Below are 15885 nucleotides of genomic sequence, written 5' to 3' on the forward strand. Positions count from 1 at the left end.
GTACGCGTCGCTGCCCGCGCGTGCGGACGCGCTGTTCGAGCTTACCGACGCGATGCTGTGTGCCGACGGACCGGTGAAGACACTCGTCGGGCTAGCCCTGGCTCCCGAACACCGCCGCGGTCACGGCGCCCTGTACGCAGGGCTGAACCAAGGCAGGGTGGATGTAGTCCGGCTGCGGCGAGCCCTGGTCTCCGTGGCGTTACCGAGGGCGGCCGACGGCCGCCTGGTCCTGGCGGTCGACGTCTCGCCGTGGCTCCGCCCGGATGCCGACACTGCTCCTGACCGGTGCTTCTGCCACACCTACGGCTACGGCGACAACAAGCATCTGATGATCCCCGGCTGGCCGTACTCGATCGTGGCCGCGCTGGAGACCGGCCGGACCTCGTGGACCGCGATCCTCGACGCCGTCCGGCTCCAGCCCGGCGCCGACGTCGCTGCGGTCACCACCGCGCAGATCCGCGAGGTCGTCGAGCGGCTGATCGCCGCCGGCCAGTGGAACGACGGCGACCCGGATGTCCTGGTCGTGGTCGACGCCGGATACGATGCCCCGCGGCTCGCGCACCTGCTGGCCGACCTACCCGTCGAGATCCTCGGCCGGACCCGCTCGGACCGGGTGATGCGCCGGCCGACACCACCACGCGCCTACGACCCCAAAGGCGGTCGACCGCCCAAGCACGGCAGCGAGTTCGTCTTCGGCCAGCCCGACACCTGGGGCACCGAACACGTGCTGACCGTCACCGACACACGCCGCTACGGGAAGGCCATCGCCCGGGCCTGGGACCGGCTCCACCCGCGGCTCACCCGCCGAGCCGCCTGGATCGACCACACAGCCGAACTGCCTCTTATCGAGGGCACCGTGATCCGGCTGAAGGTTTCCTGCCTGCCGTCCGGCGCCGACCCGAAACCGTTGTGGCTGTGGTGGTCCAAGACCGGTGCCACCGCCCTGGACATCGACCGCTGCTGGCAGGCGTTCCTGCGGCGTTTCGACGTCGAGCACACGTTCCGCATGATGAAGCAGACCCTGGGCTGGACCGCCCCCAGGTTCCGCAGCCCCGAGGCCGCCGACCGATGGACGTGGCTCGTCATCGCCGCCCACACCCAACTTCGGCTCGCCCGCCCCCTCGTCCAGGACCTCCGTCACCCCTGGGAGAAACCGGCCCCGCCCGAACGACTCACCCCCGCTCGGGTCCGGCGGGGGTTCAGGAACATCCGTGCGGCAGCGGACTCTCCAGCCAGCGCACCGAAACCCTCCCGGCCTGGCCCCGGCCGGCCGCCGGGGGCCACGAACCGACAGCGGGCACCTCGTCACGACGTGGGCAGAGTCCTCGCCACCGGCCAACCGTTCCAACGGCCCACCCACCACAAAGTCGGCACCAAGCCCCGGCGAATCGGTTAAAAGACAAGCTCAAGCCGTCGCCGGGCAGGCGCAGCATGCTGGGGGCATGGTCACGTCTCCTCCCGTCGGCCCGCCGCCGTATCCGCCCGGCCCCGCCCACCTGTCGCCCGGCCCCGCCGCACCGGCGCGCAATCGCCGGGCGGTGGTGGCCGGGGTCATCGCGGTGTTGGTTCTCGCGCTGGTGTGCGGGACCGCCGTGGCGTGGGTCATGACGCGGGAGGACGGTGGCCCGCTGGCAGGACGGCCGCGGGTGCGGGACGGTGCGGCAGGCATCTCGTACGCGATCCCGGAGGGCTGGGAGCGTAACGACAAGGGCGGCCTGATCAATGCCTTCACCTCATCGGTGGCCGTGAAGCGCACGGCCTCCGACACCCGGACCGGCGCGGAGGAAGGGGGCCGGACCGTCCTCGCCGGTCGGGCGGGCGGCATACCGCAGCCCTCCCTGCGGCCTCAGACGGAGCGCGCCGCCCGGTCGAACGCGGAGTTCTTCTATCCGGACGGGCGGTCGACGATCGAGGAGTCCCGGGCGACGACGGTGAGCGACCGCCCCGCGCATACCGTGGTGCTGAAGGTGAAGGATCGTCAGGGGCACACGGTTCACCTGCGTATGACCCTCGTCTCGGTGGACGACAGCCGCTCGGCCTTCCTCCTCGGCATCACCCAGCCGGCCGGGCCGGCCGAGCGGCGGGAAGTCGACTCGGTGCTGGAGAGCGCTTCCCTGTTGTAACGGTCATCAGAAGCGGACATCCGGTGACGCGCGGCCCGTCGCTACAGCCGACGGTCGATCAGGAATTCCGACAGGGCGCGGAGTTCGGCCGCCGCGCACGGTACGAGCGGCACGCTGTCGAGGCAGTCGTGTGCGGCCGCCACATGGCGGCGGGCCTCCGCCAAGGTGAAGGCGCGGCCGCCTGCCTCCTCGACGAGTCCGGCCGCGCAGTACGCGTCCGCGGCGTCCAAAGGCGCGTCGGAGTCGAGCAGCAACGCCAGCCGACGGCCCGCCGTGGTGTCCGAGGCGAGGGCCGCGAGGACGGGCAGTGTCTTCTTCCTGCGGTGCAGATCGTTGTGGACGGGCTTGCCGGTGGACCCGGGGTCGCCCCAGATCCCCAGCAGGTCGTCGACGGCCTGGAAGGCGGCGCCCAGCTGCCGGCCCGCCTCCGCGAGCGCCCCCGACAGCAGTGGCGAGGCGCCGGCCAGCACGGGTCCCACCGCCATGGCGCAGCCGAGCAGCGACCCCGTCTTGCGCAGGGCCATGGCCCGGTAGGCGGGTATGTCCACCGCTTGCGGACCCGTCCACGGGCGGTTCTCGAAGAGGAGGTCGTCGGCCTGGCCGTGCACCAGCTCCCGCAGGGCGCCGGACAGATGACGGACGGCCTCGGCCCCGCTCTCGCCCCCGGCGCCGGCCAGCGTCTCGACCGCGAGGGCGAACAGGGCGTCGCCGGCCAGGACCGCAGGCCCCGTACCGAACGCCTTCCACGCGCTGTCCCGGTGCCGGCGCCGCTCGTCGCCGTCCATGATGTCGTCGTGCACCAGCGAGAAGGTGTGCACCAGCTCGACGGCGACCGCACCCGCGACGGCGGCCTCGCCGGGCGCGCCCACGGCCTCGGCGCCGAGGACGGCCAGCGCCTGGCGGACGCCCTTGCCGCCGCTGTTCCCCGGGCCGGGGTCGGGCAGACCGTCGGCGTCGCACCAGCCGAGGGAGAACGAGGCCATCCGCCGCGGCCAGGGGTGCAGCGTCCGCACGGCCGCTCTCAGCGCCGGTTCGACCAGCTCCCGGCAGCGGTCCAGGGCGGGCGGCGGGGGTGCCTGGAGGCCGGTACGAGACGTCATGGGTTTCTCTCTTCGTTCGGGGAGCGTGCGGGGTACGGCGGCCGGGGTCAGCCGGTCGGCACCGCCCCGGCGGTCACGATTCCCAGCTCGGTCCGCGCCTTGTCGACCATGTCCCGGGCGTGCAGCAGCCCGATCCGGCCGAGGGTGTCGTGCAGCTCGTCGAGGTCGGCGGCGGTTTCCGCGAGGTCCCGTCCCAGACGGGCGCGTGACTTGACCAGACCGAGCCGGGAGAGCGCCTCGCCCCGGGGCTCGCCCATGGCCCGGAACTCCTCCAGGGCGCCGCTGTAGCACGCGCGGGCCTCCTCGTAACGGGCGGCGCGGAAGAGGACGTTGCCGCGCATCTTGTGGTTGTACGCCAACGCCCCGGCCAGCCGCATCTCCCGGCAGGCGCCCTCCGCCTCGGAGAGCAGCTCCAGCGCCCGCTCGGTATCGCCCCGCACGGACAGCACGTCGGCTATGCCGCGCAGGGCCCAGGCGCGGCCGCGGTCGTCGTCCGCCTTCCCGGCTATCTCCGCCGCCTCCTCGAAGAGGGCGAGGGCGGTGTCGTACGAGCCGGAGTTGCGGTGCATCTGCGCGATGCCCTCCAGCGCCCACACCGTGTGCCGGGCCTCACCGCGCCGTCTGGCCTCGGCGAGCAGTTTCTCGTGCAGCTCCCCGACCGCCTCGTAATCCCCTTGGATCCGTCCGGTCTCGGCCAATCCGGCGAGCGAGTAGCCGCGGGCGACGATGTCCCCACCGCGCTCGGCGAGTTGGGCCGCCGCGGCCAGCCAGCGCCGGGCCAGGGCGAGGTCACCCCGCTGCCGGGCCAGGGTGCCGCCGCTCCACACCGCCCATGCCATCGCCCCCTCGTCCTCGGCCTGCCGCGCGGCCCGGTAGCTCGCCTTCCAGGCCTGTTCGGCCTCCTCCACCCGGCCCAGACGCCGGCTCGCCTCGGCGACGGCGAGCCCCGCGTGGGCCGATTCCAGCGCACTGCCCGAGAGTTCGGCCCGCCGCCGCTGTTCCAGCGCCTGCTCGAGAACGTCCTCGAGGGAGGAGTTCACCGAGAGCGCGCCGAGAGCACCCCGGTACTCCGGGGCGAATGCCTTGCCGTACATGCATGCCTCACTTCACGACCGATCGGCGGGCATGGCGTCGCACCACCGATGATCAAGAAACTAGGCCCTCGCCCAGGCGCCTGGAATCCACCCGTGAGGCGGCTTTCCGTACATCTGCAGACCGGCTCGCGAGGCCGATGTCATCCCGAAGTTGTACGGGACAGGCACCTGGGCCGGTGTGGAACCGGGGCCCCTTGCGCGCGTGCCGGGCGCCGGCGGGCCCCGGCCTCACGGGGGAGTCGGCGGGCCGGAGACCCGCGTCGGACGGACAACCGCGCAGGCCCCTGGCCGGAAACGATCGGGGCCACGCCTCCACGCGGCGTAGTCACCGGAGGTGGGACGGCAGACGCCTTCCTCGGCGCCCACGACCTCAATTCTTCATACGAGTCCCGGGGCCGGGCGCGGGTGTCGGCCTGGGAGCATGGGGCGACCGCCGAAAGTCCTCTCTTCACCCTGCCCGCACTCCGACGGCATCCGTCGGAGTGCTTCGCGACGCGAAGGACGGATCGACATGCTGTTGGAGAACAAGGTCGCCGTGATCTACGGGGCGGGTGGTCGGGTCGGCCGCGCCGTGGCCCGTACCTTCGCCCGTGAGGGAGCCGAGGTCTTCCTGGTCGGCCGTACGCGCGCCACGCTCGACGCCGTCGCCGACGAGATCCGCGCGACGGGCGGGACGGCCGTGACGACGCGGCTCGACGCCCGCGACGAGAACGACGTCAACGCCTTCGTCGACGGGGTGGCAGGGCGGGCCGGGCGGGTCGACATCTCGTTCAACCTCATCGGTTACGACGCCGCCCGGACGCTTCCGAAGCCGTCGGCGGGCCTCCCCGCGCAGGGGTGCGCGCGGCCGGTCCCCACGGCCGCGACGTGGAGTCACTTCCTGACCACCGGTGCGGCCGCGCGGCACATGGCCGCGCGCGGGTCCGGGGTGATCCTGGGGTTGGGAGGCCCGAGCACCGGCTCGCCCGCCGGGGCCGTTGGGTTCGATGTCGCCCTGGACGCGTTGGAGGGGCTTCGCCGGCAGTGGGCCTGCGAACTGGGCCGGTACGGCATCCGCGTCGTCACGCTCAAAGCGGCCGCCGGGGAGACGCGGGCGCCGATCCGCACGGCGACGCCGGCCGACCTCGCCGCCGCCGCAGCCCTCGTGGCGTCGGAGCACGCCCGCGCGATGGCTTCCACCGTGAACGTCTCCCGCGGTGCGCTGGTGGACTTCTAGGGCTTTTCCGTGTGCACCCGGTGCGTTCCGCACCGGATATGGAACCGGCCGCTTCCATTCCATCACCGGGCCATTGCGGCCGAACGGCCCTACCGCCCCGGAATCATTGGTGGAAGCGTTGCGCACCGTGAATCCCTCGGTTACGCTCCCCCTCGCTCACCGAATTGCTCGCACGTCCTCCCTTCCGTACCTCTCGCGGCGAAGGAAGTAGGTCGTCCATGCCCGTGTGCCCGCTCCCGAAGTGTGCGTACCGGAATTCCCCGTCCGGGAAATCCGAGGCTGTGGAGAGATGAGTGGCAAGGAGAGCGAATTACGCACGACCGATGTCCGAACAGGCGCCGCACCAAGAGATTTTCTGTATTTCTGGACGGCCGGTGCTGTCGACGGACTCGGCACCTACGCGTCCGCGCTCTTCCTCCCGCTGATTCTCCTGGCGTCGGGCAGCTCACCGGGGGCCGTCGGGCTCGTGGCCTCCGTCTCCCTCGTCGGCGGGCTTCTCGCCTCGCCGTTCGCCGGGGTGCTGGCGGACCGCGGGTGCCGCCGCACCCTGATGGTCCGGTCCGCCCTCGTGGCCGCCGGGGCCATGGGCTCGGTCTTCGCCGCGGTGGCCTGGGACCGGCTCACCCCCGCCCATGTACTGCTCGCCGCGCTCGTCGAACGCGTCGCCTGCTCCCTCTACGCCGCGGCGGCGCAGGGCACGGTCCGGGCCCTCGTGCCACCCGAGCGGTACACGACCGCCATCAGCCGCCTGCAATCGCGTGACCAGGCCGTACAAATCGTCGGCCCGTCCCTGGGCGGTGCCCTGTTCCAACTCGCCCGCTGGGTGCCCGTACTCGCCGACGCGCTCTCCTTCCTCTGCGTCGCCGCCCTCACCCGCGCGATCCGCGCCGACCTGACCCCCTCGCGCCCCGCGCGCCGCGAACGCTTCACCCGCGAACTGGCCGAAGGGCTCACGTTCGTCCGCCACCAGCCGTTCCTGCGGTTCGTGACGCTGTGGACCGCGGGGCTCAACGCCGTGCTCGGCGTGCTGTACTTCCACGCCGTACTCGCCTCCCACGGCCGCGGCGCCGGGGCGGCCGCCATCGGGCTGATCCTCACCGTCAGCGGCCTGTGCGGGCTGGTCGGCGCGCTGACCGGCCCCTGGGTGATCCGACGGCTGGGACCGGCCCGTGTCGTCGTGGCCGCTTCCTGGCTCATGGTCCCGGCCGCGGCCGGGCTCGGGTTCGTGACGCACACCTGGGCGTACGGGCTGCTCCTCGGCACCGTGAGCCTCGCCGCACCCGCCGTGGGCATCGTGCTCCACGCGCGCGTGGTGTTCCTGACCCCCGACCGGCTCCAGGGCCGGGTGGGCACCGTCCTCGGCACGGCGGGCGAGACCGTGGCCGCGCTCGCCCCGGCGGCCGCGGGCGCCCTCGTGGCCTGGACGGGCGGCCGGGCGGTCGCCTTCGGCAGCGCCGGCGCGCTGGTGGGGCTGGCCGGTTACTGCACCGCGCGGCGCGGCCTCGTACACGGGGCCGGTGACACGGCGCGGCGGCCCGAGGGTGTGATCGGGTGACCGCCACGCGCGCGTGGGGCGTCTACCGGCCGGTCCTGCCGGAGGTGTGCCCCACCCGGCCCGACCGGATGGTGTACGTCGGCGACGCCGGCGGCCGCTGCGAGGTGTTCACCTGGGACCGGGCCACCGGGCGCTCCCGGCAGGTGACCACGAGCCCCCACGGCACCCTGCTCTGCGCCGTGGACGCCGACTGCGTCGTCTGGTGGTTCGCGGAGGAACAGGACGGGAGCGGCGTCTGGTACACCCAGGGCTTCGACGGCGGCCCGCGCACTCCCGCGTTCCCGGACGTGCCGCCCGGGCACTTCGCCGGGCTGGCCTTCGCCGAGGACGGCACGGTCGCACTGGGCCTGCGACGGCCCGACGGCACGACCGTCCACCTCGGCCGACGCGGCGACCGACCGCGCGCCCTGCCGGGCCACGAGGGAGCCGTCCGGCTGTGCGACGTGGCCCCGGGCGGTGGCCTGCTGGCCCTGGCCCGGTCGGCCCGCGCGCCCGAGGCCGTCACCGTCGTCTCGGCCGACGGCACTTCGGTGGCCGCCCTGGCGGGCGGGGAGAGACCGCTGTGGGCGCGGGGCTTCGCGCCCGGCGACGGTGCGCCGCGCCTGTTGCTGATCCAGCAGTACGAGAGCCACTACCGCCTCGCCACCTGGACGGCTGCCCAGGGCCTGTGCCCGCACCCCTGGTCGGCGCGCGACACCGAATTCACCGCCCGCTGGTTCCCCGACGGCGAACGGGTCCTGGTCCGGCAGGAACGGCACGGCCGGACGCTCGTAGCCGTCGCCGACCTCGTTCGAGGGACGCTCAGCCCGCTGGCCACCCCGCCCGGCAGCCTCCTCGACGCCGCGCCCGCCCCCGACGGCGACATCCACTTCGTCTTCACGGACGCGGTGACCCCCGCCCGGCCCATGACCCTCTCCGGGGCACCACTGCCCGGGGGCGACGCCACCCGGCTGCCCAGCTTCGGCACCAGCGAGGAGCTGTGGACGGACGGCGGCCCCGACGGACCGGTGCACACCTTCCTCTCCCGCCCCACCGGCAGCCGTGGCGCCCAGCCGCTGGTCCTGCTCGTCCATGGCGGACCGGCCGACCACGACCGCGATGTCTACGACCCCATGGTGCAGTCCCTGGTCGGTTCGGGGCTGGCCGTGGCCCGGGTCAACTACCGCGGTTCCACGGGGTACGGGGCCCGCTGGCGCTCGGCGTGGAGCGAGGGCGTCGGGCACACCCAGGTGGCCGACCTGGTCCGGGTGCGGGCCGACCTCGTACGCCGCGGCGTCGCCCGGCCGGACGCGGTCGGGCTGTGCGGCACCTCCTGGGGCGGCTATCTGACCCTGCTGGCCGCGGGCACGCACCCCGGCCTGTGGGCGGCCGCGGTGGCGGTCAAGCCGCTCGCGGACTGCGCCACCGCCTACCACCACTCCACCCCGGCCCTGCAGGCGTTGGACCGGGCACTGTTCGGGGGCACACCCGAGCAGGTGCCGGAGCGCTACGCGCACTCCTCGCCGCTCACCCACGCCACGGCCATCCGTGCCCCGCTTCTGCTGGTGGCCGCCCGGCACGACACCAAGTGCCCGCCTCAGCAGGTCGAGGTGTTCCTGGCGGCGCTGGAGGCGGCCGGGGTCCCGCACGACGTCGGCTGGCTGGACTCCGGCCACGACGGCTATGACGGCGCCGAGCACGCCGCCGTCACGGAACGGTCGGTGCGCTTCCTCCTGCGGAGGCTGACGCGCCCGGCCGCTCCGCCCACAGACGCCCGGACGCCGCACGGTGTCCGGTCGGCCCCATCGGCACCTGCCACCACACCGAGGAGGTGAACGCCATGCAGAAGGACGTCATCAACAACGACCCGCTCGAGGGCGACGAGGAGAGCCGCAAGCCCAGCGTGGGCATCAGCATCACCGTGCCCTTCCGTTCCGCCGAGGAGCCCGAGGAGTAGCCGCACCCGGGGGCCGGGCCGCCGCGGCGGCCCGGCCCTTCGCGCCGACGGCCCTGACGGCGCTGAATTCGGGATTCCCGCAGCGGTGACGAAGGCCCGGCGGATGAGAAGTTCGGACGGGATCCGATAAGAGAGGCCAATTGTGCGCGTAACCCTGGTCAACATGCCCTGGGCCCCCATCGATCTGCCCTCGCTGGCTCTGGGAATCCTGAAACGCAGCATCGACGAAGGAGTGCCGGGGGCGCACGCCGAGGTGCTGCACGCGAATATCGACTATGTCGACTGGATCGCCGAACGGCGCGACGATTTCTCGCTCGCCGACTATGAATACTATTCACTGGCCTCCTACTTCCTCGGCTGCGGCGACTGGGTGTTCTCCTCCGCGCTCTACGACGACGACACCTGGCGGGTGACGGAGTTCGCGGACGCGATGGGCGGGAAGATCGGCGCCCGGCGCCTGGAGACCACCGTGGAGCTCCACGCGAGCGCGACCGCGTTCATACGGACCGTCGCCGAGCGCATCGTGGCGGCGGAACCCGATGTCGTCGGCTTCACCTCGACGTTCCAGCAGAACACCGCCGCCCTGGCCGCCGCCAAATACGTCAAGCGGCTCAATCCGGCCATCAAGACCGTCATGGGCGGCGCCAACTGCGACGGCAAGCAGGGCGAGGCCGTCCACCGCAACTTCCCCTTCGTGGACTACGTCGTCCGCGGTGAGGGCGAGGAGTCCTTCCCCGCGCTGGTCACCGCGCTGCGCGACGGCTCGGACCTCGACGCCGTCACCGGGCTGTGCCGACGTGACGCGGACGGCGCCTCGCACGCCAATCCGATGAGTACGAGGCCCCTGCCGCCCGCGGCGATCCTGCCGCCCGACTACACGGGCTACTTCGAGCGGCTGGCGGCCTCCGCGGCCCACGCGTGGGTCGAGCCCAAGCTGGTGGTGGAGGGCGCGCGGGGCTGCTGGTGGGGGGAGAAGCACCACTGCACCTTCTGCGGGCTCAACGGGTCGTTCATGCAGTTCCGCAGCAAGAGCCCCACGGTGTTCTTCGAGGAGATCATCGCTCTCGCGGCCCGGCACCGGGTGCTCGACATGTACGTCGTCGACAACATCCTCGACATGGGATACGTGAAGTCGCTGCTGCCCCGCATCATCGACAGCGGCTACGACCTGCGACTGCACTACGAGATCAAGGCGAACATGCGCAGCGGCCAATTGCAGACCCTCGCCGACGCCGGTCTCATCTACGTCCAGCCGGGCATCGAGAGCCTCAGCAGCAAGGTCCTCGGCCTCATGGACAAGGGCGTCACCGGCTGCCAGAACGTCCGCATGCTCCGCGACGGCGCGGCCGCCGGGCTCTCGGTGGCCTGGAACTACCTGCACGGGTTCCCCGGCGAGGAAGCGGCGGACTACGACGACATCACCTCCCAGCTGCCCGCCCTCGAGCACCTCAACCCGCCCGTCGACCAGTCCGCGCGCATCGCCATCGAGCGGTTCAGCCCGTACTTCAACAACCCCGGCATGGGCTTTTCCGACCTGCGGCCCGCCGAGCCGTACCGCATCACCTACGACCTGCCGGAAGCGGAGATGTTCGACCTGGCGTATGTCTTCGACGTACCGCCGCGCGGCGTCGGCGACGAGGTGGTGCGCAGGCTCAACGACGCCCTGACGGCATGGAAGGGGACCTTCGCCACCAGCCGGCTGACGCACTGCGACCTGGGCGAGCGGATCGTGCTGGTGAGCCGCCGCCGGGGCTTCGACTGGCGGACGCTGGAGCTGACCGACCCCGTGGACGTAGCGCTCTTCCGGCTGCTCGACCAGCCGCACACCCTCGTCGCGGCGGCGCGCAAACTGCGCGAGCAGCACCCCGGCTCGGACGCGGGCACGATCGAGGCGACCCTGCGCCGCTGGCGGGAGCTCGGTCTGGTCTTCGCGGACGGCGGCCAGTACGTGCACGTGGCGCCGCCCGCGGTGAACGAGGAACTGCTGCGGCTGGACCACATGCGGCGGACCGAGGCGGAAGACGCCGCGGCGGAGACGGAACCGGCGCTGCAGAGCACGGGAGCCTGATCCGCGGGCCGGGCCTGCCCGGCGCCGGCCCAGTACGCACGTCGGCACCGGGCCGGCACTCGACTCGGCACTCACAAAGGGGATTTCCATGACGGCAGCCGCCGCGTCCACGACGCCGGACGCTCTGACGGTGACGCTGTGGCGCGATTACGACCGGGCCGCCTGTGCCGTGCCCGGCATGCTGATCGGTACAGCCCACCTCGACGGGCCGGGCGCGGGGCACGCGCGCCGCCTCTTCGACGCGGGCGCCCGACGGGTGGTCGTGGCGGACCCCGTCGATCTGACCGGCCCGATGGACGATGCGCGAGCCGCCCGGACGGTCCGGACGCTGAGCCTCATCGGTGATCTCACCAGCCTCGCCCTCGCCGTCGACTGGACCGTGCGGCCGGGGCCCGACCCGCACGACTGGCGCCGGCTCGGCCATCTGTACCCGCCCACCGCCGTCCTCGGCGTCCCGGACCCCCAAGGCGTGCTGAGCGAGTGGCGTCGGGGGTACTACATCTGCAAGTGCGTGTACCGGCGCGGGCCGGGCTTCCTCCAGGTACGGGACCGGCGCTACCGCGAGCTGCGGCGCTTCACCATCGACGAGCCCCATTACCAGGAGGCCATCGAGGCGCTGGCGGACGGCGCCCACGCCGAGGACCTGCCGGCCGACGCGGTGGAGGACTTCCTGCGGGAGGACCTCGCGGTGCGGTTCGGCGATCACCTCTGGTGGGCACCGTACCGGGTGGGCCGCTGGCCGCACGCCCAGATGGTCATCTGACCGCCCACCCCGGGGCTCGCGCCTACCTGTCGGGCCGTCAGCGACGCGCTGGTCCTCTGCGTCCGCGCTGTCCGGAACCCGTCGGTCCGGGGGTGGACCCGGACACCGGACGAGTCATTCACCTGGTAGCTTCCAAGAGTTGATCATCTGTACACCTTGTCATGGGATGTACATGGGCCATGCATGGTCCAAATGTGTTATGTCGTTCAACTCTTTACTTCGCACTTTGTTAAGGAAGCAACAGTGGTCAGACTCAGCCGTGTCCGTCGTCTCGCGGGCTCCGTCACGGTCTCGGCGGTGGCCCTCGCCGTCCTGCCCGCCACCCCGGCCTTCGCCGCCGACCCGGCCACCCCGCACCTCGACGCCATCGAGCAGACGCTGCGTCAGGTCTCGCCCGGCCTCGAAGGCGATGTGTGGGAGCGCACCAGCGGCAACGCGCTGGACGGCTCGACCGCGGACCCCGCCGACTGGCTGCTCCAGACCCCCGGCTGCTGGGGCGACGACAAGTGCGCCGACCGCGTCGGCACCAAGCGGCTGCTCGCGAAGATGACCGAGAACATAGGGAAGGCGACGCGCACGGTCGACATATCCACCCTCGCGCCCTTCCCGAACGGCGGGTTCCAGGACGCGATCGTCGCCGGGCTCAAGGAGTCGGTCGGCAAGGGCAACAAGCTGAAGGTCCGCATCCTCGTCGGGGCCGCGCCGGTCTACCACATGAACGTGATCCCGTCGAAGTACCGCGACGAGCTGACGGCCAAGCTCGGCAAGGCCGCCGAGAACATCACGCTGAACGTCGCGTCGATGACCACGTCGAAGACCGCGTTCTCCTGGAACCACTCCAAGATCCTCGTCGTCGACGGCCAGTCGGCCATCACCGGCGGCATCAACAGCTGGAAGGACGACTACCTCGACACCGCGCACCCGGTGTCGGACGTCGACCTCGCCCTGACCGGCCCCGCCGCCGGCTCGGCGGGCCGCTACCTGGACACGCTCTGGACCTGGACGTGCCAGAACAAGAGCAACATCGCCAGCGTCTGGTTCGCCGCCTCGGGCAACGCCGGCTGCATGCCGACGATGCACAAGGACACCAACCCCAAGGCGTCCCCGGCCACCGGCAACGTACCGGTGATCGCCGTCGGCGGGCTGGGCGTCGGCATCAAGGACGTCGACCCGAAGTCGACGTTCCGCCCCGACCTGCCGACCGCCTCCGACACCAAGTGCGGGGTGGGACTGCACGACAACACCAACACCGACCGTGACTACGACACGGTCAACCCCGAGGAGAGCGCGCTGCGGGCGCTGGTCGCCAGCGCGAAGGGCCACATCGAGATCTCCCAGCAGGACCTCAACGCCACCTGCCCGCCGCTTCCCCGGTACGACATCCGGCTCTACGACGCCCTCGCCGCCAAGATGGCCGCGGGCGTGAAGGTCCGCATCGTCGTCAGCGACCCGGCCAACCGCGGCGCGGTGGGCAGCGGCGGCTACTCGCAGATCAAGTCGCTGTCCGAGATCAGTGACACGCTCCGCAACCGCCTCGCGAACATCACCGGCGGCCAGCAGGCCGCCAGGACGGCGATGTGCTCCACCCTCCAGCTCGCGACCTTCCGCAGCTCCCCGAACGGCAAGTGGGCCGACGGGCACCCGTACGCGCAGCACCACAAGCTGGTCTCCGTCGACAGCTCCACGTTCTACATCGGCTCCAAGAACCTGTACCCCTCGTGGCTGCAGGACTTCGGCTACATCGTGGAGAGCCCGGAGGCGGCCGAACAGCTCGACGCGAAGCTGCTCGACCCGCAGTGGAAGTACTCGCAGGAGACCGCCACGTTCGACTACGCGCGCGGGATCTGCAACGCCTGATCCTTCGCCCGGCTCCCCACGGGGGCACCCCGCACCACTCCCGGTGCGGGGTGCCCCCGCGGCGTTCTCCGGGCGGTGCCCGGCCATGCGCCACAGCAGCATGGCACGGCCGCGGGGGCCACCCGATGCCGTCCCGGCACGGTCACCCATTAGTGATCTGCGATTTCGCCGCCCCCGGCACCGGGTGCGAGCATGCGGCCCGCGACCCGACCCCGGGTCCCAACGCGAGGAATTGGAGCGTCAATGCAGCGATGTGGGGGAAGCCCGGCCCGTCGGTGGACCGTGGCCCTGACCGCGACGACGGCTGCCTTCGCCGTCGCACTTCCGACGGCCACCGCCGAGGCGGCGGGCGGCCCGAAGGGGATCGGTGCGAAGGGCGCCTATCTGCTCGACGGCAGCGGCGGCAAGCTCTGGGAGGGCAAGGCCGCGGACATCGAACGACAGATGGCCAGCACGACCAAGGTCATGACCGCCGTCGTGGTCCTGGAGACGCCGGGCGTCGACCTGAACAAGCCCGTCGCCATCAAGCAGTCCTACCGCGACTACGTCGCACGGACGGGCGCCAGCACCGCGGACCTGCGCGTCGGCGACAAACTGACCGTGCGCCAACTGCTGTACGGACTGATGCTGCCGTCCGGGTGCGACGCCGCGTACGCGCTCGCGGACACCGTCGGCAGCGGTGGCAGCGAGAAGGCGCGCACGGCGTCCTTCATCGGGAAGATGAACGCCAAGGCGGCCCGGCTCGGGCTGCGTGGCACGCACTACGACTCGTTCGACGGCATCTCCGCCCACGGCCGCAACCACACCACCCCGCGCGACCTGGCCGAGCTCGCCCGGCACGCCCTGCGCAACGCCACCTTCGACGCGGTCACCCGGTCGACCAGCACCCGGCAGAAGGCGACCAACGTCAACCGGACCTACACCTGGTACAACACCAACCAGCTGCTCGGCGCGTACCCCGGCGTGATCGGCATCAAGACCGGCACCGGCAGCGCCGCCGGACCCTGCCTGGTCTTCGCCGCGAAGCGCGGCAAGCGGACCGTCGTGGGTGTCCTGCTCAACGACGCCAACCGCTACCCGGACGCCTGGAAGATGCTGGACTACGCCTATCACACACGCACCCCGATGAAGCTGCGTCAACTCCCCTCGGGCGCACACGAGGACTGACGCTTCCCGCCCGCCCGGGGCGCCGGGACGGGGCTCCGGCGGCCGATGTGCTCCACGGGATGGCAGTAGTCCAGCCCGCCGAGGGACTCGCCGGCGAAGAACCGGGTCAACAGGTCCACGATCTCCGCCGGCCGCTCCAGGTGCACGAGGTGGTCCGCGTCCTTGAGCGTCGTGAAGCGGGCGTCGGCGCACTGGTACGCGGCCTCCCGGCTCAGGGCCGGGGTGGTCAGCGGATCGTGCTCACCGGTCGCGACGAGGACCGGCACCCGCACCGTCGGGCCCCCGGGCGTGCCCGGGTGGTCGAGCAGCCGCCGGGTGTTGTCGAGGAACTTGGTGATGTCGTGCGCGGACAGCTCGCTCAGCGCACGGGACAGGGCCCTGATGACGGTGGGCCGGCGGGTGACCGTGACGAGCGGGGAGGAACACACCATGGAATCCAGGACCCCGCTCTCGAACTCGGCGCGCCGGCCCTGTTCCCCCAGCCTCAGCAGACGCTCCACCCGCGACCGGACGTGATCGGTCAGATGCGCCATGGTGCCGACGAGCGCCAGCCGCTCGACCCGCTCGGGGTGTGTTTGCACCCACTGGTAGGCGATGGCGCTGCCGTACGAGGTGCCCAGGATGTTGACCGGTGCCGGGGCGACCTCGGACAGGAAGCGGTCGAGGGCGCGGGTGAGGAAGTCGAAGCCGTAGCGGGCCGGCAGCGGGTCGGCGGCTCCCCAGCCCGGGAGATCCACCGTGATCACGCTGGCTGCCTCCAGGAAGGACTGTTCCACCCGCCCCCAGGCGTCCTGGTGTTGGAACGCCCCGCCGACGAGGACGATGGGCGCCATCCGCGCGTTGGGCTGGTGCACGATGCGCCCGCTGTACGCGTAGCCGTCGCAGCTGAGCGGAATGACCTCTTCGCGGAAGGCGGTGTGCGTCGTCACGGCGATCTCCGTTTCACGGTCGGGCGTCGCGTCCGGACGCTGCTCGCGGCAGCTCGCGGCAATGCGTACGACCGGGA

The 15885-nt window shown here is 72.0% G+C and carries 12 protein-coding genes; 9 read left to right on the plus strand and 3 right to left on the minus strand.

The window, feature by feature from the left end:
• Together ACZ53N_RS07520 and ACZ53N_RS07525 are read left to right on the plus strand one after the other, a co-directional pair.
• The coding region (locus ACZ53N_RS07520; RefSeq protein WP_469139988.1) for an NF041680 family putative transposase at window positions 1-1396 on the plus strand (1396 nt) is incomplete at its 5' end.
• Between the two features lie 46 nt (window positions 1397-1442).
• On the plus strand, window positions 1443-2123 hold the full coding sequence (locus tag ACZ53N_RS07525; protein WP_469139989.1) for a hypothetical protein: 681 nt from the start codon (window positions 1443-1445) through the stop codon (window positions 2121-2123).
• 41 nt (window positions 2124-2164) lie between these two features.
• On the opposite strand, the gene ACZ53N_RS07530 is transcribed toward ACZ53N_RS07525, so the two are convergent.
• Both ACZ53N_RS07530 and ACZ53N_RS07535 read right to left on the minus strand, forming a co-directional pair.
• Window positions 2165-3223 (minus strand): polyprenyl synthetase family protein, encoded by a 1059-nt coding sequence (locus ACZ53N_RS07530; protein ID WP_469139990.1) that lies wholly within the window; start codon window positions 3221-3223, stop codon window positions 2165-2167.
• A gap of 47 nt (window positions 3224-3270) precedes the next feature.
• Window positions 3271-4317, minus strand: coding sequence for a tetratricopeptide repeat protein (locus tag ACZ53N_RS07535; protein ID WP_469139991.1), 1047 nt, complete (start codon window positions 4315-4317; stop codon window positions 3271-3273).
• A 511-nt stretch (window positions 4318-4828) separates the two neighbouring features.
• Between ACZ53N_RS07535 and ACZ53N_RS07540 the strand changes: the two genes are divergently transcribed.
• The 7 genes from ACZ53N_RS07540 (at window position 4829) to ACZ53N_RS07570 (ending at window position 14879) form a co-directional block, all read left to right on the plus strand.
• Window positions 4829-5533 (plus strand): SDR family NAD(P)-dependent oxidoreductase, encoded by a 705-nt coding sequence (locus ACZ53N_RS07540; protein ID WP_469139992.1) that lies wholly within the window; start codon window positions 4829-4831, stop codon window positions 5531-5533.
• A gap of 289 nt (window positions 5534-5822) precedes the next feature.
• Window positions 5823-7088, plus strand: coding sequence for an MFS transporter (locus ACZ53N_RS07545; RefSeq protein ID WP_469139993.1), 1266 nt, complete (start codon window positions 5823-5825; stop codon window positions 7086-7088).
• A complete protein-coding gene (locus tag ACZ53N_RS07550) occupies window positions 7085-8902 on the plus strand; it encodes a S9 family peptidase (protein WP_469139994.1) in 1818 nt (605 codons plus the stop codon). Before ACZ53N_RS07545 ends, ACZ53N_RS07550 begins: the two co-directional genes overlap by 4 nt.
• A 264-nt stretch (window positions 8903-9166) precedes the next feature.
• Complete coding sequence (locus tag ACZ53N_RS07555) at window positions 9167-11092, plus strand: RiPP maturation radical SAM C-methyltransferase (RefSeq protein ID WP_469139995.1); 1926 nt, start codon at window positions 9167-9169, stop codon at window positions 11090-11092.
• 88 nt (window positions 11093-11180) lie between these two features.
• Window positions 11181-11855, plus strand: a complete 675-nt coding sequence (locus ACZ53N_RS07560) for a DUF5825 family protein (protein WP_469139996.1) — start codon at window positions 11181-11183, stop codon at window positions 11853-11855.
• A 243-nt stretch (window positions 11856-12098) separates the two neighbouring features.
• Window positions 12099-13712: a phospholipase D-like domain-containing protein gene (locus ACZ53N_RS07565; RefSeq protein ID WP_469139997.1), complete on the plus strand. Its 1614-nt coding sequence runs from the start codon at window positions 12099-12101 to the stop codon at window positions 13710-13712.
• 243 nt (window positions 13713-13955) lie between these two features.
• The gene (locus ACZ53N_RS07570) at window positions 13956-14879 is read left to right on the plus strand and encodes a D-alanyl-D-alanine carboxypeptidase family protein (RefSeq protein WP_469139998.1); all 924 of its coding nucleotides are present in this window, start codon (window positions 13956-13958) and stop codon (window positions 14877-14879) included.
• Here ACZ53N_RS07570 and ACZ53N_RS07575 read toward each other — a convergent pair.
• On the minus strand, window positions 14849-15808 hold the full coding sequence (locus tag ACZ53N_RS07575; RefSeq protein WP_469139999.1) for an alpha/beta fold hydrolase: 960 nt from the start codon (window positions 15806-15808) through the stop codon (window positions 14849-14851). The two genes, ACZ53N_RS07570 and ACZ53N_RS07575, sit on opposite strands and share 31 nt — an antisense overlap.
• Window positions 15809-15885 lie beyond the last annotated feature (77 nt).

The organism is Streptomyces sp. NPDC033229, assembly GCF_055576875.1.

Coding starts and splice junctions, on each gene's coding strand:
- ACZ53N_RS07525 (WP_469139989.1), top strand. CDS start 1,443: ATGGTCACGTCTCCTCCCGTCGGCCCGCCGCCGTATCCGCCCGGCCCC.
- ACZ53N_RS07530 (WP_469139990.1), bottom strand. CDS start 3,223: ATGACGTCTCGTACCGGCCTCCAGGCACCCCCGCCGCCCGCCCTGGAC.
- ACZ53N_RS07535 (WP_469139991.1), bottom strand. CDS start 4,317: ATGTACGGCAAGGCATTCGCCCCGGAGTACCGGGGTGCTCTCGGCGCG.
- ACZ53N_RS07540 (WP_469139992.1), top strand. CDS start 4,829: ATGCTGTTGGAGAACAAGGTCGCCGTGATCTACGGGGCGGGTGGTCGG.
- ACZ53N_RS07545 (WP_469139993.1), top strand. CDS start 5,823: ATGAGTGGCAAGGAGAGCGAATTACGCACGACCGATGTCCGAACAGGC.
- ACZ53N_RS07560 (WP_469139996.1), top strand. CDS start 11,181: ATGACGGCAGCCGCCGCGTCCACGACGCCGGACGCTCTGACGGTGACG.
- ACZ53N_RS07570 (WP_469139998.1), top strand. CDS start 13,956: ATGCAGCGATGTGGGGGAAGCCCGGCCCGTCGGTGGACCGTGGCCCTG.